Annotated in this window: 13 protein-coding genes; 4 read left to right on the plus strand and 9 right to left on the minus strand. The window is 46.9% G+C overall.

Features of this window, described 5'->3' with window-relative positions:
• Window positions 1-136: 136 nt before the first annotated feature.
• Entirely contained in the window at window positions 137-2,194 is a 2,058-nt protein-coding gene (locus QUA13_RS27685; protein ID WP_333203706.1) for an NACHT domain-containing NTPase, read from the plus strand.
• Window positions 2,195-2,361: 167 nt separating this feature from the next.
• Here the strand turns inward: QUA13_RS27685 and QUA13_RS27690 are convergent, their stop codons facing one another.
• The 3 genes from QUA13_RS27690 to QUA13_RS27700 form a co-directional block, all read right to left on the minus strand.
• Window positions 2,362-2,967, minus strand: coding sequence for a zf-HC2 domain-containing protein (locus QUA13_RS27690; protein WP_333203708.1), 606 nt, complete (start codon window positions 2,965-2,967; stop codon window positions 2,362-2,364).
• Window positions 2,968-3,107: 140 nt separating this feature from the next.
• The gene (locus QUA13_RS27695) at window positions 3,108-3,767 is read right to left on the minus strand and encodes a sigma-70 family RNA polymerase sigma factor (protein WP_172193044.1); all 660 of its coding nucleotides are present in this window, start codon (window positions 3,765-3,767) and stop codon (window positions 3,108-3,110) included.
• A gap of 107 nt (window positions 3,768-3,874) precedes the next feature.
• Entirely contained in the window at window positions 3,875-4,366 is a 492-nt protein-coding gene (locus QUA13_RS27700; protein ID WP_190659969.1) for a molybdopterin synthase catalytic subunit, read from the minus strand.
• Between the two features lie 636 nt (window positions 4,367-5,002).
• On the opposite strand from QUA13_RS27700, the gene QUA13_RS27705 reads away from it, so the two are divergent.
• Complete coding sequence (locus QUA13_RS27705) at window positions 5,003-5,395, plus strand: SH3 domain-containing protein (protein WP_333203710.1); 393 nt, start codon at window positions 5,003-5,005, stop codon at window positions 5,393-5,395.
• Window positions 5,396-5,533: 138 nt separating this feature from the next.
• On the opposite strand, the gene QUA13_RS27710 is transcribed toward QUA13_RS27705, so the two are convergent.
• Window positions 5,534-6,514 (minus strand): aspartate carbamoyltransferase catalytic subunit, encoded by a 981-nt coding sequence (locus QUA13_RS27710; RefSeq protein ID WP_333203712.1) that lies wholly within the window; start codon window positions 6,512-6,514, stop codon window positions 5,534-5,536.
• Between the two features lie 644 nt (window positions 6,515-7,158).
• On the opposite strand from QUA13_RS27710, the gene QUA13_RS27715 reads away from it, so the two are divergent.
• Entirely contained in the window at window positions 7,159-7,377 is a 219-nt protein-coding gene (locus tag QUA13_RS27715) for a DUF4327 family protein (protein ID WP_006631282.1), read from the plus strand.
• A 129-nt stretch (window positions 7,378-7,506) separates the two neighbouring features.
• Here QUA13_RS27715 and QUA13_RS27720 read toward each other — a convergent pair whose 3' ends face one another.
• Both QUA13_RS27720 and QUA13_RS27725 read right to left on the minus strand, forming a co-directional pair.
• Window positions 7,507-8,748 (minus strand): protein kinase domain-containing protein, encoded by a 1,242-nt coding sequence (locus QUA13_RS27720; protein WP_333203724.1) that lies wholly within the window; start codon window positions 8,746-8,748, stop codon window positions 7,507-7,509.
• A gap of 105 nt (window positions 8,749-8,853) precedes the next feature.
• Window positions 8,854-9,084, minus strand: a complete 231-nt coding sequence (locus QUA13_RS27725; RefSeq protein WP_333203714.1) for a hypothetical protein — start codon at window positions 9,082-9,084, stop codon at window positions 8,854-8,856.
• 328 nt (window positions 9,085-9,412) lie between these two features.
• Here QUA13_RS27725 and QUA13_RS27730 point away from each other — a divergent pair, with 328 nt between their 5' ends.
• Entirely contained in the window at window positions 9,413-10,105 is a 693-nt protein-coding gene (locus tag QUA13_RS27730) for a PEP-CTERM sorting domain-containing protein (protein WP_333203716.1), read from the plus strand.
• On the opposite strand, the gene QUA13_RS27735 is transcribed toward QUA13_RS27730, so the two are convergent.
• The 3 genes from QUA13_RS27735 to QUA13_RS27745 all read right to left on the minus strand — a co-directional run bounded on the left by QUA13_RS27735 (window position 10,102) and on the right by QUA13_RS27745 (window position 16,480).
• Window positions 10,102-12,399, minus strand: a complete 2,298-nt coding sequence (locus tag QUA13_RS27735; protein ID WP_333203718.1) for a serine/threonine phosphatase — start codon at window positions 12,397-12,399, stop codon at window positions 10,102-10,104. The two genes, QUA13_RS27730 and QUA13_RS27735, sit on opposite strands and share 4 nt — an antisense overlap.
• Window positions 12,400-12,872: 473 nt before the next feature.
• Window positions 12,873-15,428 carry a DHH family phosphoesterase gene (locus QUA13_RS27740; RefSeq protein ID WP_333203720.1) on the minus strand — a complete coding sequence of 852 codons (2,556 nt, stop codon included), beginning with the start codon at window positions 15,426-15,428 and terminating at the stop codon, window positions 12,873-12,875.
• Window positions 15,429-15,664: 236 nt separating this feature from the next.
• Window positions 15,665-16,480, minus strand: a complete 816-nt coding sequence (locus tag QUA13_RS27745) for a PD-(D/E)XK nuclease family protein (protein WP_333203722.1) — start codon at window positions 16,478-16,480, stop codon at window positions 15,665-15,667.
• Window positions 16,481-16,910: the final 430 nt, after the last annotated feature.

Raw genomic sequence — 16,910 nt, forward strand, 5'->3', positions numbered from 1 at the left:
ATCACCCGAGCGTTCAACTGCACAGATATTAATTTTTGTCAACTTTTTTGTTAAGAAAGATGTTTATAAAGCATAGCCTTACCAAGGGGGGGTTGGGGGGGTTAGAGATTTTTGCCAACAGCATATTGATTCGGTAGTGGAAGAGATACGGCAAAAATGCCACAGCAAAATCCAACAGCTTTACAGCAAAATGCAACTCTTGGATATTGCACAGCCCGTTGATGTCAGCAACCTCTACGTTGAAGTCAACATTTTGGAGGAAATTACCAGTTGGCAGCCGGGAGAAATTCGCGATTTACTGAGAGACTTCAACCCAGATGCAGATAACTTTAACCGCTTGGGTTTAGGCAAAGTGCGCCAGAAACGAGTACCAGGATTGGATGCGGTGAAATCTCACTCTAAATTGATGGTACTCGGCAAACCGGGTTCCGGTAAAACTACCTTTTTGAAACACATCGCCATTCAGTGCGATCGTTCTGAATTTGAAGCAAACAAAATACCGATTTTTATTTCTCTGAAAACCTTTGCTGAAATCGCTAATCTTGGCTTATTAGAATATATCAGCGACGAATTTGCCAGTTGCGGAGTTGAGGCGCGATCGCAAACTGAATCTGTACTTAGTCAAGGCAGAGGTTTGATTTTATTGGACGGCTTAGATGAAGTGCCGGAATCAGATAGCGATGGAGTCGTCAGACAGATTCGTCAGTTTGTCCAAAAGTATTACAACAATCAGTTTATTATTACCTGTCGAATTGCCGCTGCTAAGTACCGATTTCACGACGAAGCTTTTACCTGTGTTGAGGTAGCCGATTTTAATAACAAGCAAATCGCTGCCTTTGCTCGCAATTGGTTTGTGGCATTTTCCCAAAATATGGAGGCAGGGAAAGCTTTAGCGTCTCAATTTGTAGAGCAGCTAAAAATGAATAAAAATCAGCAAATCCGAGAACTGGCAGTAACGCCTATCTTGTTGAATCTGACTTGTTTAGTATTCCAAGCCAAAGCAGATTTTCCACCCAACCGAGCCAAGTTGTATGAGGAAGGAATGGAAATTCTGCTCATAAAATGGGATAAAAGTAGAGGCATTCAACGGGATGAAGTTTATCGCGATTTGAATTTGTGCCGCAAGAAACATTTACTGGCTTTTATGGCAGCTACTACTTTTGAACAGGGCGATTATTTTTTTGAAAAAAACACAGTTCAGCAATTGATTGCCGACTATCTAGCTAATTTGTCCGATGCCACAACTGACCGCCTTCAGTTAGAAATGGATAGTGAGGTTGTCCTGAAGGCGATCGAGGCACAACATGGATTATTAGTGGAAAGGGCAAGAGGCATTTATTCGTTTTCTCATCTAACATTCCAAGAGTATTTTACTGCTACAGAAATAGTTAACAATTCTGCTCCACAAGCTTTGGGAAAACTGGTCAGCCACCTAACCGAGAAGCGTTGGCGAGAAGTCTTGTTGTTAGCAGTTGGGATATTGCAAAAAGCTGATGACTTGTTGCTGTTAATCAAACAGCAAGTTGATAGGCTGGTCGCTGATGATGAGCAGTTACAGCAATTCCTAATGTGGGTAAACCAAAAATCCCTTTCAGTTGATTTTCCCTACAAACCTGCGGCAGTGAGATTCTTTTACTTTTCCCTTCTTCCATGCCTTGAGCTTGCTCTTAATCGTAACCCTGAACGTTTCCTTGACCCAGCCCTTTACCTTGCCGTTAAACATACCTTTGACCCTGCTGTTGAATTTACCCTTGACCTTGTTCTTGACCTTGCCATTTTGCCTGTACTCGACGGTGCTATTGACCCAGCCATTAGTCTTGCCCATGACATTCTTCTTGTCCCTCTTGTGGAACCTAAACTGATGCAAGCACTGCAACAACTTAAGAAACAACTACCTCACCCAGATAGTGACAAGGAAATATTTAGGCAATGGTGGCAAGCTAACGGACAAGTTTGGACTAGGGAATTAAGACAAATCATAATTTCCTATCGCAATATAGGTCACGATTGGCAATTTAGCAAACAGCAGAAGTCATTGCTGAGGAAGTATTACGATGCTAATAAATTGCTGGTATATTGCCTCAATAGCGGTTGTAATGTATCTCCTGCTGTGCGGCAGGAAATTGAGGAGACATTGCTGTTGCCGATCGCAAATCTGCAAAAAATAGGTAACAAGTGCGATCGCCCGCTCTAATTCCACTAGCTACCTACTCCGATATTAAGATGCGATGCCCCCACAATTCCTCATTCAAAGCCGGGGAAGTGTCAAAGGATATATCCACCTTGAAAAACTGGGAAAAACGGCAAAAGCCCCCTTTTTTAGGGAGCTTAGCAACTTCAGTTATGCTCAAAACAGAAATCCTACTGCGCCTTTGGCAATGACTTTTGAGGGGTTGTTACACCAACTTTGGGAATATCCATTATCGGTGCATTCACCCCAAGCATCAAATCGTTGGGATTAACAATCTCCACCAGAGGCTCGTTCAAAGCCACCATCAAACCGTCAGATTCAGCAGGAACGGGCGATCGAGCAAACTGGGGAGCAAACAATTGGCGGCCGCCACCGACACCAGACACTACCGCAATCAACAAAGCTGCGATCGCACCTCCGCCCAAAATCCAAGCCCGTTTCGGCTTGCGTTCCACCCGCTGCAAAACCTTCCCCGCCAACTCCTGTGCAGATTGTTCCGAAGCAGGCACCGGCATTGACTGAAAACCCCGCTGCATCATCAGCAGTCGCGAGTACAAACGTTTCGTAGTGGGGTCATTTGTCAGCCATTCCTCGACTTGCCGGCGTTCTGCAGCCGTCACTTCGCCGTCGAGATAAGCACTCAGTAATTCAAAGCGATCGCGCATCATAGTAGTTACATTGCCCTGGGCATAATTGTTGTTAGCTTGAGTTTCAGCGATTGAATCCCCAATACCTTGCTGATTCTGATTTTTATCCGATTCAAAGTTATAATTCATCTTTCACACTTGCTTTAATTGGGGGAAGCATGCCCTCGCTATTAGAATGATTTACTGCTTATTTATATTTTAAAAGAGAAGTTTTGATGTGACAGCAAACATCACCAAATCTTCTTGACCGGCCTCTAAAAGCACTATTGCTAATTACCATCGAGATATTTTTGCAATTCCAACTGCAATCTTTGGCGAGCTCTAGCAATTCTCGACTTGACAGTTCCCAGAGAAACTCCTGTCATTTCGGCTATTTCTTCATAGGCTAAACCTTCAATTTCTCTTAAAACAATTGTCGTGCGGAATACTTCCGGCAAATCTGCGATCGCCACCCGCAACTGCTCGTAAAATTCTCTAGTCGTCAAATCTTCATCAGGCCCCGGACTGTCGGCCGGAATTTCCCAATCAACCTCGCCATCTTCGAGAGTTCGGGGTACGTCCAGCGACAGCGGAGTTCGCACCCGTTTGCGCTTCCGCAACTCATCGTAAAACAAATTAGTGGCGATGCGGCTCAGCCAGCCCCGAAATTTAACAGGCTCTTGCAAGCGGTTAATATTGCGGTAGACCCGAATCCACACTTCCTGAGCCAAGTCTGCTCGGTCTTGCCAGTCAGGGGCCAAGTGATATAGAACCCTGTCTACGTGGGACTGATACCGCTTCAACAGTTCTGAAAAGGCAGTGCTCTCAGGTCGATTTCCTTCCTGACAACGCAACACCAAGTCATAATTAGAGAGTTTTTCGGCTGGCAATTGCACTCTTTGAACGGTCGCCACAACCGCAGACCAGGACACGGAAATAAAGTCGCTCATCGGTGGAATTGGCTCATCGAACATTCCACATTTTTTGACGTTACCAGATCGTAACAAGTTCCCCTCTTCCATCTAGACTCTAAAATCTAAAATCTAAAATCGATTGACTAATGCCCAACAACTTCGCACGCTCCAATACTAACCCAACTACTAGAACCGTCGGCCCAATGTTCCTTTTTCCAAATCGGTACATTGTGTTTGAGCGTATCTATCGCGTACTGGCAAGCTGCAAATGCCTCCCCCCGGTGGGGACAGCCAACAGCCACCAGTACGCTGATTTCTCCCACCTGCAAGTGTCCGACGCGGTGGTGAATGGCAACCCGATTCACATCTGCCCACTGGCGGCGGATTTCAGTAGCGATTTGCTGGAATACTCGCACTGCCATCGGTTCGTAGGCTTGATATTCTAGTGAAACTACAGCTTGACCGTCAGTTTGGTTGCGGACTGTACCGCTCATCATTACCACGGCTCCGTTCGCGGGGTCATCTGCCAAAGCGTATATTTCCTCTACAGACAACGGCGCTAAGGTAATGGCAAAGCTGTCTGATTCATGGCGTTGAGGAATTGTGCCGATCGAAAGTGCAGCGCTAGAGTTCATTGCGAAAGAAGTGGTGCTGGAGAACTTCATCGATCTTGACACAAATCAAGTCGCGAACGATTGATCTTGCATCCTTGTCACGGAGACGGGGTGGCTAATCTTGAGGCAAATCTCGTAGCACGGGCGAGGGCGCTACGCCATCACCCCGAACTTTTGCACCAGTGCGATCGGCTACAATGTAACTCGCCCGAACCAAACTAATACCGTGCTTGAAGACGAGTAGGATGCTTGTTCGATGGAATTAACTGCCGATATTGCTGTAGCAATTCAATAAATAAGCACCAAAATAAGTAGTGTCATTCGCAACTCAGTACAAGCAATTTCCCACCCCAATCGATAACTTCGTTCCCTTTTTAATGACACAGTTAAGTTTAATTCTGCCCGGAGCTCCGATCCGCGTCTGCCAAATTTTTAGCAGCCGATGTAAACTTTATTTATTTTTTTGTTCCGGAAAGCTACATCAATGGCATGATATACCTGTGCAGGGTTCAGGAACATTAGCCAATACTCGGCAAAAGCAAGACCTTAACGCCCTTTTGTGGCTTTTATGAAACATAAGTTAATAAATTGGGCTGTTAATCGAGGTTTTGACCTGAGTCTGCATCAACAAATGTTAACAACAATCACGAGGAAACGATGGAATCACTAGCATTGAGCCACTCTTTTGTTGCTTATGAATCTCCAGAGTCCGAACTTCAAGTCAAGTCGTTAGACGAGCTAGGCTTGAAAATTCCTAATTCTGCATGGGTAGGCGTTGCAGGTATGGCAGTAGCTCTATCTGTTCTGGGTACCCCCGGTGAAGCACAGGCAAGTTGCGGGTATCGCCACTGCGGCAGTCGCAGCCATAACAGCTACGCCGAAGTTGCAACCAACGGCGGCCGACTGAATATCCGCCACCGCCCCGATGGCTGTTCTCATGTCATCGGCAAGTTATATAATGGAGACAATGTGAAATTGACCGGTCGTTACAGAAACGGCTGGGCCCAACTCAAAGGTGGCGGCTGGGTGTCTGCGTCCTGGCTCTCCTAACTCTTAATTAGAGCACTTTACATTTCTAGAAAGAGTTTTAATCGTTACCCGGCCATACTGGGTAACGATTATTTTAAATATGCGATCGATACCTGAAAATAATCGAATATCCGAAATTCATGACTAACAACTAACAGCCTAAACTTTACCGCCGCCGATCAGATAAAGTAATGCCATCCGCACCGCCACGCCGCTGGTCACTTGCTGAGAAATCAGGCTAAACTGAGCATCGTCCATCAAATCCGAACTAATTTCCACGCCGCGGTTAACCGGACCCGGGTGCAACACCTTCACATCCGGCTTGCAGAGTTTCAGCCGATCGCGCGTAATCCCGTACAAAGAATGATACTCTCGTAAGCTCGGCAGCAAATGGTCGCTCATCCGTTCCTTTTGCAGCCGCAAAGTCATCACAAAATCAGCATCGGTCAAAGCAGGTTCAAGATGCCAGTGCAAAAATAACTTGCCTTCCCTACCATCGCCACACTCAGCAAACAACAGCGGCAGCAAAGTCGGCGGCCCGGCCAAATGAACCTCTGCCCCAGAAGCCGTGAGACTCCAAATATTAGACCTAGCCACCCGCGAATGCAAGATATCCCCCACCACAGCAATTTTTTTGCCCGCTAAAAGTTCCAGCCGCGGACTTTCGGTATCTAACAGACAACAGATAGTAAATAAGTCTAGCAAACCTTGCGATGGGTGTTCGTGTTGACCGTCTCCTGCATTGAGAACGCTAACTCTCGAACCCAAGCGATCCATTTCCGAAGCAATCGTGCTGGGAACTCCAGCTTGTTCGTGCCGGATAACCATCAAATCCGTTCCCATCGCCAGATAAGTCTTAGCCGTATCCAGAATAGTCTCTCCTTTCGTCAGAGAAGAACTTCCCGGGGTAAAATTTAGCGTATCCGCCGACAGACGCTTCGCCGCCAACTCAAAACTATTGCGAGTCCGGGTAGAAGGTTCAAAAAACAAATTCGCGACCACTTGACCCTGCAGGGCCGGCACTTTCTTCGTGCGGCGGCCGAGCACCTCCCGAAAACTGGCTGCCGTTTGCAGCACCGTATCGTATTCGTCGGAGGTAAAATCAGCCAGAGTGAGAATGTGTCGCCTTGTCCAAGTCATACAATTTTAGATTTTAGATTTTAGATTTTAGATTTTAGATTTACTGAATCAAGACGGAGGATGGGTTTTGAACTTGCCAGCAGGGCAGCGCGGGGCAGCCTAGAATGTTCGATCGACCTGACGGGCATTCCGATCAACAGTATCCAACAAATTTTGACCGCGTTTGCCGTCAGTAGAGTTATAATTAGTTTATGCAGATCAGACCCCACTCTCACACCAAACCGAGCGTTAAAGGTGGAACAGGTATGGTAGAGCTGCCCCAAATCGAAAATTAGGCTTTCGCAAGCGTTCGAGCAGTAGTTGCAGTTTCTCGCTTTCCTGTGCCTTGTCAAAAACAAGCCGAACGCAGCCCTTGCATCTGCCACTTGCGTGCAAACAATCGAGGCGGCAAACCTCCGACCGCCGATAGACAGCATATAGCGGGACATTTTAAAGATGATTAATTCTTTGAAGTCGGTCTTGACTCTTCAGTCCTGCTTATAGCCCCTTGTCAAAACGAACAGTGTTAAGATACAAGTTGAATATGTAGCTTCCCGACAAAAATCTACACGTATCTTGGCGAGACTGTTCTTGGCGAAACTGCGGTAAAAAGTGAGAGCTGGGAAGTGGTAATTACACAAGATTTAAACAATTCAAGAGGTATTATGAGCCAGCAGGTTATACAGCCGATGGTTAAGTTCCAGCGTCAGGTGCATTCTCTCGTCACGTCTGACATTATCAAGCCGACAGACAGCATTTGGAAAATTGCTCTGCTTTACGGCGACGAATGGCCGTACTGGAAACAGCAATTGCTAGAGTTTGATTTTTCTATGCAAGACCCCGTGAGCGAGTTGATAGCTGTAGAAGCTTGGGACGAGGAATAACAGAGGAGACGGAGGACTGGGCTGTCGGAGAGAAATTCCGAGGCGATCGGGTAAATTTTCTAAATAAATTTCCGTTGCTAGCTTCTTCCCTCTTCCTAATGGCTTCTGACTTTTGACTTCTGACTTCTATTAAAGGGAAGCGACTAAAGCTCGAGCTAATTGTTGAGCAGTTTGAAAGCGATCCCCAGGCTTAGTTGCCGTGGTTCGCAAAATGGTTTCTCGCAGCTTGGGGGCGATGGTCGGAATATTTTCGAGCTTAAACCCGTAACCTCCAGCTATTTTCCCGTAAAAGTTTTGAGGGCTTTGGGCCGTCAGCAAAAAAATCAAAGTAGGCCCAATAGCATATAAATCCGACTGAGGTAGAGGCTGTCCCCGGTCTTGTTCTGGTGCGGTGTAGCCTTCAACGCCGATGCGAGTGCCCGGAGGAGTGCCGATTTCTTTAACGGCGCCAAAATCCAGCAGTGTAATGCAATTGTCGCGGTGGCGCACCAGCAAATTAGCAGGTTTAATATCCCGGTGGACGATCGGGGGTTTTTGAGAGTGAATGTAGTCCAAAACCTCACAGGTTTGGATCATCCACTCTATTGCTTGTTGGGGAGCAACAGGCCCGCGGTTGTAGATGCGTTTTTCTAAATCCTCGCCGTGGAGCATTTCCATCACCAAGTATTTTTTGCCCCCTTCCACAAAAAAGTCAAAAAACTGAGGAATTCCCGGGTGGTGGAGGGCCTTGAGAGTTTTAGCTTCACGTTCAAACAGTTCTTGAGCTTTGGCGATTTGAGCCATATCAGCATTCATTTCCTTGAGAACTACCAGAGATGCTGCGGGGGCACTTCCGGGTTGTTGAGCTTTCGCTTTCTCTCGATCCCAAGCTAAAGTCGTTGTCCCCATACCGCCTTGGCCCAAAGTTCTCAACACTTGGTAGTGACGGACTGTGCGATCGACTTTAATCGGTTCGCCGCAGTGGATACAGAATAAATTTCCCGGCGGGTTTCCCGCGTGGGTACACCTCGGGGCGGCGAAATTGACGGTGGGGTTCGCCTCAATTTTGCCGCCGAGTTCAATCGTAATAACTTGGAAATGCAGAATTGGGCCGCCCCGCGCCAACTGGATCAGAGCACCGTCGGATATCCAACCCTGAGACATGAGAATACCGTTAACCAAAGTGCCATTTGTCCCGGAATTGACTAAGTACCACTGACTGGACTTCCCGCTATTAACTCTTTGCAGTTCCAGATGCTGCCGCGACACTAGAGCATTGGGGATCACAACGTGATTTTCAGGAGAGCGGCCGATGCGAATAATGGATTCGCTCTCGAAACTCCACTGTTGCAGGGGGGTCTGTTTTTCTGGATCTAAAAGAGTCAGCAGCATTTTCGATTGAGGTGGTTGAACTCCCTGATTTGGCAGGGCGGGCGATCGATAATTTACAGGTTTAGAGTATGGGGCATCAAGCAATTAAAATTTAAATATTAATAACTAAACTTTAATAATTAATAAATAATAGTAAGTTTTAAGTTGGATTTTTTCATGCTTAACAAGAAGCAACGAAGAACATATACGCAGGGCAAACGCATCTAAATTGCCGGGAGAATAGTAGTAGTGTTTTGAGGAATAGCCACCGCTATCGGCAGTCAAATCTCTTTTCAATAAACTACAGCTATCGATAATAGTCGCAACAAGCACGGTAAAATTCCCGCTTGTTGACATGATGCGTTTGCCCTGAACAGATACGCTGATTCCCCTATTAGTTTGGAGTCCTGAGTTTTATGAAATCTTTATAATATCGTGATTTTAATTAAAGATTCCGTAAACATTTGAGTTTCGGATTTTTATGGAGCGGTATTCATCTGTAAGATTACTGATAAGTAAGTCAACCTGATTAAACGCAAGACAACTTTGTTCTCTGAGAGTCCAGACTTCTTTAAGAAGTAGGTTTTGGGTATTCGGTTTTTTGATGTTGAGCTACTCAACCCTAGGGAGTTGAAAAGCAAAACCCCTCAATTTCACACTTGACAATACAAACATGAGGTTAACAATGGCTAAGATTTTAGGTAAATTTGCTGTAGCTGTGACAGTTACTGTTCTGGGATTGGCGTTGACTGGGGTCAAATCAGCACAGGCTGCCTCACTTAATTTTAGTTTAAGTTTTTTTAATTCGGCGGACTCTCTAGTAGGCGAAGGAGCCTTCAGCTATGAGGACTCGACTCCTTATCAAGATACTATTTTGTCTAGCTTCTTATTGCCACCCGTAGAAATTAAAGCTACAAATCAATGGTTTGCGCTCACAAGCTTTTCTGCAACCATATTGGGGAAGTCGTGGAATTTGTCTCAAGCCACAGCAGGGGGCAGGGGTGAATTGCTTTCTCCTTTGCTGTGGGCGCCGCTCGATCCCATCAAAACACGAGTTGTCTATAATGCTTATCCGGGCAGTGGAATTATCGCTACATTAGCAGATCGATGGAGTTTTGGTAATAATCGCACTTTGCCATCTTTGGGAATATTTGGCAATAGTTCGGGTACAGAGGGAAACAGAATGAGTTGGATACAATCAGCTTACGGGCAATCCAACGGAGTATCGACAAACGGCGGATATGTGATAGCACAAGAAGTCCAACCATCCCCTGAAAACTCAGAGGCTGTTCCCGAACCTGCAACAATTGCAGGTTTAACTCTGGCGGCCGCTGGCTTGGGGGCGGCCAAGAGAAGGTTTGCAGCATCGAAAGTCTAAAATCGAAATGCGCCTACCTGCGCCCGAATGATAATTGCCGTGATATTGTCGTGACCGTTGCGTTTGTTGCCCAGTTCAATCAACTCGGCAACTCCCTGGTCGAGATCGACTTGGGGATTGAAGAGGGGTTCGAGAGTGTTCTGCCAGTGAGTTTCCAACAAATCATTATCTGTCAGGCCGTCGGAAGCCAAAATTAATAAGGTATCTTCGCACAAGTCTAAAAACTGCACCTCAGGCTTGATAAAATTACTGTCTCGCGGGCCGATGGCTTGAGTTAGTTGATAGGCGTCGGGACGAGCATAAGCAGTTTCCGGGTCAACCCCGCGCTTAATTTCGCGCTGCCCTACTTCGTGGTCTGAGGTGATTTTTTCTAGGGTCTGTCCCTTTCTCAGTCGGTAGAGGCGGCTGTCGCCGACGTGGGCAACGGCGAATTGGGTGTCTTGAACTAAGACTGCGACTAGAGTTGTACCCATGCGGGCGCTGCCGGAGCGTCCGTCCTTTTGATTGATTTCAAAGATGGCTTTGTTGGCTAGCAGCACTCCCTCGCGAATGGTGTCTGCCGGAGGAAGTTGATTTTCCCAAGTGCTTTGAAAGAATTCTCTGAGGGTTTCAGCGGCTAGTTGACTGGCTATTTCTCCGCTGTCGTGTCCGCCCATGCCGTCGCAGAGAATGTAAAGCCCTTTGGTTTGAAAGATGCGACCGAAGGAGCTTTCGAGTTTGTTGAGCTGAGTCCAGATGCTGAAGAAGTCTTCGTTGTGGTCGCGCGTGCGGCCCACATCGGTGAGGCCTGCGTCTTCTAAGCTGTAAATCTGGAGTGGCATGGGCTGGGTTAAGACCTCGCCAACGTCGGGGGAGGAATCGTCGAGGCTGCGGTAATGCCTGCGCGTCGGGGTTGAGCTTGGTGAAGGTGCGGATTGGAGTTCGAGGGGAACAGTTTCTAGGCGCGATCGCAATTCTTCGATTGTGTTAATCTCGCCTCTGTACATTTGTTGCAGCAGTTCGAGCAATGCGCCACACTGAGTGCGATCGGACTGGCTAAATATTACCTGCCACAGTTGCCCCAAATCTACCAGTTGCAGGTTTGAGCCGGCGGGTTCGGGATAGAGGTATTGCAGCCGCAAAGAAGCCAAGGAAAAGGAAGAGTCGGGGTTGACTCGTAAATTTGTCAGTTCCAACAAGCTTTGCCGACAGCGCCAGGGTTCTAGGGCAGCCCACAGTTCTGTCATTTCGTGCAGCCAGTATAAAATTTGCTGGGTGGAAGTTTCGGGTTGATTCCACCGTTCTACCAGCAGAGGCCATTGAGAGCAGTCTTCTAGCAGCAGCACTGCCTGTTCGTTGTCTGACCAGCTATCGTGAATGACTGGCAGGTTTTGAGAGAATTTCCACCGGAGTGCCAGATAAGGTTCAGCTATGCCTTGGCAAAGCTCTGCTAAGGCGGTATTTGTCGAATTTTCTCCGCGGATTGCTGGGGTGTAGGGGGACGTTCGTCTGGCGACGCTGGCAGAGTTGGCTGCTAGCATGGCTTTGAGGGGTGACATTTCCAGCGGCTGACAGTCCAATACTGTTATTGCTACTGTGTCTGAGAGTTTTCTCGGCGGCACTGTTTCTAGGAGTTGGTAGCGCTGCTGGGTGTCTAAATAAGCTCCTGCTTGCTGGGAAGGGATTAAATATTCTGAATTGGGGGCGGGGAATTCTGGAGATTGGGGAGAGATGTCAGCTATGTTTGGGCTGTCGGGGTTCTCTGTAGCTTCGTGGGTTTGTTTAGGCTGTGGTGCTGTTGTAAAATTGCGCTCAGATGGGGTTATTTCGCGCTCTGGTGCTGTATTCGAGCTTTTTTCGGTTGTTGGAAAGGATGCTGGTGCGATCGCCCCCGCGGCTACCACAGCGTCCATTTCTGGGCTGCTGATTTCGCCGTCGCTTGGCTGTGGAGAAGTTGGTGCGACTGCTGTTCGGGGTTCGGCTGAGGTGGTTATGTCTGTTTTAATCGCGTCTGTGATGGGTTCAGGAGAGTTTTGGGGCGATGCGATTCCTGGAACTATATCTGGTTTTTGCGGAAACTCGGGTGGGGGTAGGGTTGACTCGTCTGGCTCGACTGCTGGAAAATTAGATCGACCGCAGATAATGGCCCGCCACACTTGACCTGTTGTGACGCCGCAATTCTGACATTGTTTGGCGCTAAAAGCGACTTGGGCACCGCATTCGTGGCAAGGTTTGTAAATTAGGGAAGTTCCGCATTGTTGACAAAACTTGTTTGGAGCGGGATTTTCAAATTGGCAGCGGGGACAGAGGAGCATAGGGGTTTTAAATTGGAGATTGGCTATAGAGTTTGGCGGTGGGGAGTTTTAGGTTTTGGCCTGTGAGTTAGGAGTTATGAGTTTTGGGCCTGACTCGCAACGGATAACTCTCACGGCCCTATGCCTTATTTTATCGGGATGAATTGAGAACTAAGATATTTCTTAGAACTGAGATGTTGCATCCGTGTCAGGAATAGACCCCAGATCCACAAAAACCTGTCTCGCTTCACAGGCCAAAAAGCCCGCCCCACTGGTGGCAAGAGTGTGGGGGCCCCACAAGAAAAGTTATCTCGTGAGTGGAACTGGCATCCTGCCTATGCTTAACAATGGTGGCAGATATCAGTTAAAACTCATATGTTTTACCATTCTCTATAATTCTTTCAGGGCGGGATCGCGTGCCCACCCCACAAGAAAATTCATCTGTTGTGGAACAGGCCCGACGGCCTGTTCTCAAGAATGGTGCTAGATATCAGTTAAAAGGGATTTGCTGTAGAATCTTCTTGAAAAACAGTCTCTCGGGCGATCGATTGAATGGTGGAGAGGGGTACTTCACAGAAATATTTCCGCCGGAACTGTTCTTCGGAGACTGCTGCTAGGAATTGCGCTGCAAAACGGGCGGCGATGGGGGAATTTGGCACTGAGAATTGAAGGGATTGGCTATCTAATAACGGTTGGGGGATTTGATATGGCGCGTCTTGCTGCTGTGTGGTTTCGGATTGTCTCGCGATGTGGAAAGCTCGATCGCGATAATTGATTTGGAAACCGAGATGTGTTAGGGTTTTGAACCCCAGTTGCAGCGATGTGTCGCTGATGCCGAGTTTTTGGCGGAGTTGTTGTCTGGTGACGGGTTTTTTGGTGCGGCTGAGGTATTTGGCGATGCCGATTAGCTGTTGGCAGATTTGTTGTGGGGGTACGAGTGGGGGTAAAGTATAGGCGATCGCGAGTTTTTTCTGAGTGTGCTGTGCTTGCCGAAACCATATCCGCAGTTCGTCCCAGCTTGCGGGGCATTCTTTGAGGACGATCGAGTTTTCGCGATCGACCATTTCGGAATTGTAAACTAGATTGTCGATCGGCATTGGAGATTCTAAGTTTGTGCTGGCTGCTACCAACTCTTCATCATTCTTTCTATTGCGCCAGTCTACGATCCAATCTATTTTAGTCTGGGAATTGATTTGGTTTTCTTGCGTGCGTTCCCGCACTGCTACGAGGCGCACTTCATACCGCGATTTGTAAGTATTAAAATCTAGTTCAACCGTAACATCGCAGCGGCCTTGGGGAACTTCGTTTTGATTGTGTCCCCACCAAATGCCGGGAAATCCCGTATCGCTAGATTCATCCCTAATTGTAAATTCGGTTTTGATATATTCTACTTTTTGCCCTTTCAAATCCTTGATTTTTTGATTCCAGAGATTGTCAAACCAGCAGTTTTCAATCAGCAATTTGGGGGCGGGGTTGCCCATACCGCACGGTTCGAGCAACTTTAGTTCTTGAAATAAGTCTTTGCCTAATTCGGAGACAGTAATTTTTAGGTCGGCTTGAACGGGGGCGGCTGTTAAACTATCTGTACTGTATTGTTGCCGCAGTTGCTGATTTACTCCATCGGTAAATAGGGGGATATTTTCAACGGGGAGACTTAATCCGGCAGCGAAGGGATGACCGCCAAATCTGTGCAATAAATGCGCTTGGCCTTTGACTAATTGGTAAAGGTCGATTTGATTGGCGGAACGCGCCGAACCCCTGGCAATTTTGGATGGAGAAAGTTTTTGTGATTCTGGATCTAAGAAAGAGGTAAATTGCGTTTCCTGGGAATTTTCGTTAATTTCTTCGCTTCCTTCTGTGCTGAATAAAATCACGGGGCGGCCGTATTCTTGGGCGATTTGTCCTGCTACTAATCCTAATACACCTACGGGCCATTGGGGGTCGCTGAGGACGATGACGCTAGTAGTTGAAAGGTCGAGTTTGGCTAATTTGTTGGCGGCATCTTTGGCAACATCTTTTTGTAAAGATTTGCGCCGGGAGTTGGCAATTTCGGTTAAATTTGCTAATTCTTCGCAGCGTTTTTTGTCGCGGCTGGTGAGGAGTTCTACGCAGAAGCTGGCGTCGCCTTGAATGCGGCTGACGGCGTTGATTCGGGGGCCGAGGCCGAAGGAAATGTCTGTTGGGCGATCGCCTGCTCTTTTGCACAGTTCGAGCAATTTTGCCACTCCCGGGCGGGTGGGATTTGCGAGTTGTTTTTGCAGTTGTTCGATTCCGAGTTGTGCTAGGTAGCGGCAGTCTCCTGTGAGTTGGACTAAATCGGCAATTAAGCCGATCGCTACTAATTCTAATAAATCTGTGAGCGGGCGCTGAGGAATATCCGGTAAGGTGTGATATAATGCTTCAACTAATTTGTAAGCTACTCCCACTCCTGAAAGGTTAAATAGTTGGTGGTTGGGGGGAAAGTAGCGGGGATTGATAATGGCTGTAGTTGGTGGGCGATCGTCTGGTAATGTATGATGGTCGGTGATAATTGTATCGATGTTTAAGCTGGTGGCATATTCGATTTCGGCGATGTTTGTACTGCCTGTATCGCAGGTAATAATTAAGCTAATTCCCGATTTTGCTAAGGCGTCTATTCCCGGAACATTGAGTCCGTGAGATTCGGTTAAACGGTTGGGAATGTAATAAGTTAGTTGGTCGTTTTGAGCAAAAAATTCTCCAAGTCCGTCCCAAAGTACCGAAGTTGAAGTAATGCCGTCGGCGTCAAAATCTCCCCAAATTGCGACTTTTTCTGCGCTGTTTCGTGCTTGCTGGATTCTTGCGATCGCCCAGTTCATTTCTAGCCCAAATTCAAAGGGACTTGCTGGTTGGTAAAGTTTGGGATTTAAGAAACCGGGTATTTGTTCGGGGTTTTGAATTCCTCTATACCAGAGAAGTGCAGCGGCATAGTTTCCGGGGAGTTCTGGTGCATGGTTTCTGACAGCTTCTATCAGCCAAGCTGGGGGTTGGGGTAAGAGTTGATTTTGCCAGTGTTGAGGGTTTTCTGTCATTCGATTTTAGATTTTAGATTTTAGATTTTGACCACACATCAATCCGGGGGCTTATTTGTATGTTAAATAAAACTTAAGCGACTCACTGGTTCCCCGGCTCTGCCTGGGAACCCATTTCCAGAGGCTCTGCCTCGCTTACGATCGGGAAAATTGGAGGCAGAGCCTCCGTATTGGCGTTACCAGGCAGAGCCTAATAACGAGTAAAACGAGTAAAATTTGGGGGGCTTGTTTATATATTAAATAAATATTTCGTCGATTATAGCAAGATTTGGCAGCCAATCTGTGGGAGTTTCTGCCGGAAGATTTGGTGAGGAAGCCTTGATTTCTGGTGTGCGGTTGCAGCGAGTGGCAAATTGACAGGAATCGCAAAGATTGGAACTAATTTCTACTTGAGGTAAGAATTCGCCGCCTTCGGTATAGCGCTGTCGCCAGTCGGTTAGCTGCTGCAATAGGTGAGTTAAATCTTGTTTTGTGCGATCGTGTTCTGTTTGGTTGTAATAAAATGTGAGTTTTTGCGGCGGTTCTTCTCCTTGCAATTGTACGAACCAGTATGTCATGGAAACTTGTTCGGGGGAATAGTCGCTAGTTTCTACTAAGACGTATAAATAAAGGCGAGTTTGCCAACTTTCGGCTATCCATTTGGATTTTTGAGGGCGGGGATAGGTTTTCCAGTCGAGAATTTGGGCGGCGTTTGGTTCTGCTATTAGCAAGTCATAGATAACGGTGAATAGGTAGTCTTGGAAAATTAGGGTGCGGGGGTGTTCGGCTTGGCGGAAAATTCGATCGCTATTTTCTGAATTGGCGAAAAGTTCGGGTGCGGTGTTGATAAATGCTGCCACACACCGTCCCAGTTCTGGGTCTTGTTGGATGATAAATTCAATGGGAAGTCCGAGTTCTCGTTGCTGCATTAATAGGTGAAAGTGGCTTCCCCATGTGAGTTTTTCTTTGTGTTCTGGGGAGGCGGTGGTCGCTAAGAGTTCGAGGTAACTGTGTTGGAATTTGCGGGGGCATTCTTCGAGGATTTTCAGTTGGGTTTGAGAGAGTCGGAGCATTTTTTTATGATTTTATATTTTATATTTTATATTTTATATTTTATATTTTATATGATTGTAATTGGTATAGATATTTTTTAAACCGCAGATGTCGGCAGATGGACGGAGATAAACGCAGATAAATTAATTAGGGCGATCGCGTTTTTGGAGGAGAGTGCGATCGCCCTTTGCTTTCCAAAGTGCGATCGCTCGTTCAGATATATTCAAAGCTAATTAGTCTTCCCCTAACTCTGAAAACAATAATTCCAAGTCTCGATCGCCCCGTAGCACGCGAGCAATATCAATCCCGTCCGATCTCGGGTAATAAAAAATTAAATAATCCCTAACAATAAATCCGCGCAAGTTGGGGGATAACCCAGGGTAAGCTCATCTAATTTGGTATAAATTGTACTTGACAAAAAAACAACTATAGAAAACGTGGTATTCACGT

The organism is Microcoleus sp. S28C3 (assembly GCF_036700785.1).
Taxonomy (GTDB): domain Bacteria; phylum Cyanobacteriota; class Cyanobacteriia; order Cyanobacteriales; family Microcoleaceae; genus Microcoleus; species Microcoleus asticus.

Coding starts and splice junctions, on each gene's coding strand:
- QUA13_RS27705 (WP_333203710.1), top strand. CDS start 5,003: ATGGAATCACTAGCATTGAGCCACTCTTTTGTTGCTTATGAATCTCCA.
- QUA13_RS27720 (WP_333203724.1), bottom strand. CDS start 8,748: ATGCTGCTGACTCTTTTAGATCCAGAAAAACAGACCCCCCTGCAACAG.
- QUA13_RS27710 (WP_333203712.1), bottom strand. CDS start 6,514: ATGACTTGGACAAGGCGACACATTCTCACTCTGGCTGATTTTACCTCC.
- QUA13_RS27715 (WP_006631282.1), top strand. CDS start 7,159: ATGAGCCAGCAGGTTATACAGCCGATGGTTAAGTTCCAGCGTCAGGTG.
- QUA13_RS27690 (WP_333203708.1), bottom strand. CDS start 2,967: ATGAATTATAACTTTGAATCGGATAAAAATCAGAATCAGCAAGGTATT.
- QUA13_RS27740 (WP_333203720.1), bottom strand. CDS start 15,428: ATGACAGAAAACCCTCAACACTGGCAAAATCAACTCTTACCCCAACCC.
- QUA13_RS27745 (WP_333203722.1), bottom strand. CDS start 16,480: ATGCTCCGACTCTCTCAAACCCAACTGAAAATCCTCGAAGAATGCCCC.
- QUA13_RS27730 (WP_333203716.1), top strand. CDS start 9,413: ATGGCTAAGATTTTAGGTAAATTTGCTGTAGCTGTGACAGTTACTGTT.
- QUA13_RS27700 (WP_190659969.1), bottom strand. CDS start 4,366: ATGAACTCTAGCGCTGCACTTTCGATCGGCACAATTCCTCAACGCCAT.
- QUA13_RS27695 (WP_172193044.1), bottom strand. CDS start 3,767: ATGAGCGACTTTATTTCCGTGTCCTGGTCTGCGGTTGTGGCGACCGTT.
- QUA13_RS27735 (WP_333203718.1), bottom strand. CDS start 12,399: ATGCTCCTCTGTCCCCGCTGCCAATTTGAAAATCCCGCTCCAAACAAG.
- QUA13_RS27725 (WP_333203714.1), bottom strand. CDS start 9,084: ATGTCAACAAGCGGGAATTTTACCGTGCTTGTTGCGACTATTATCGAT.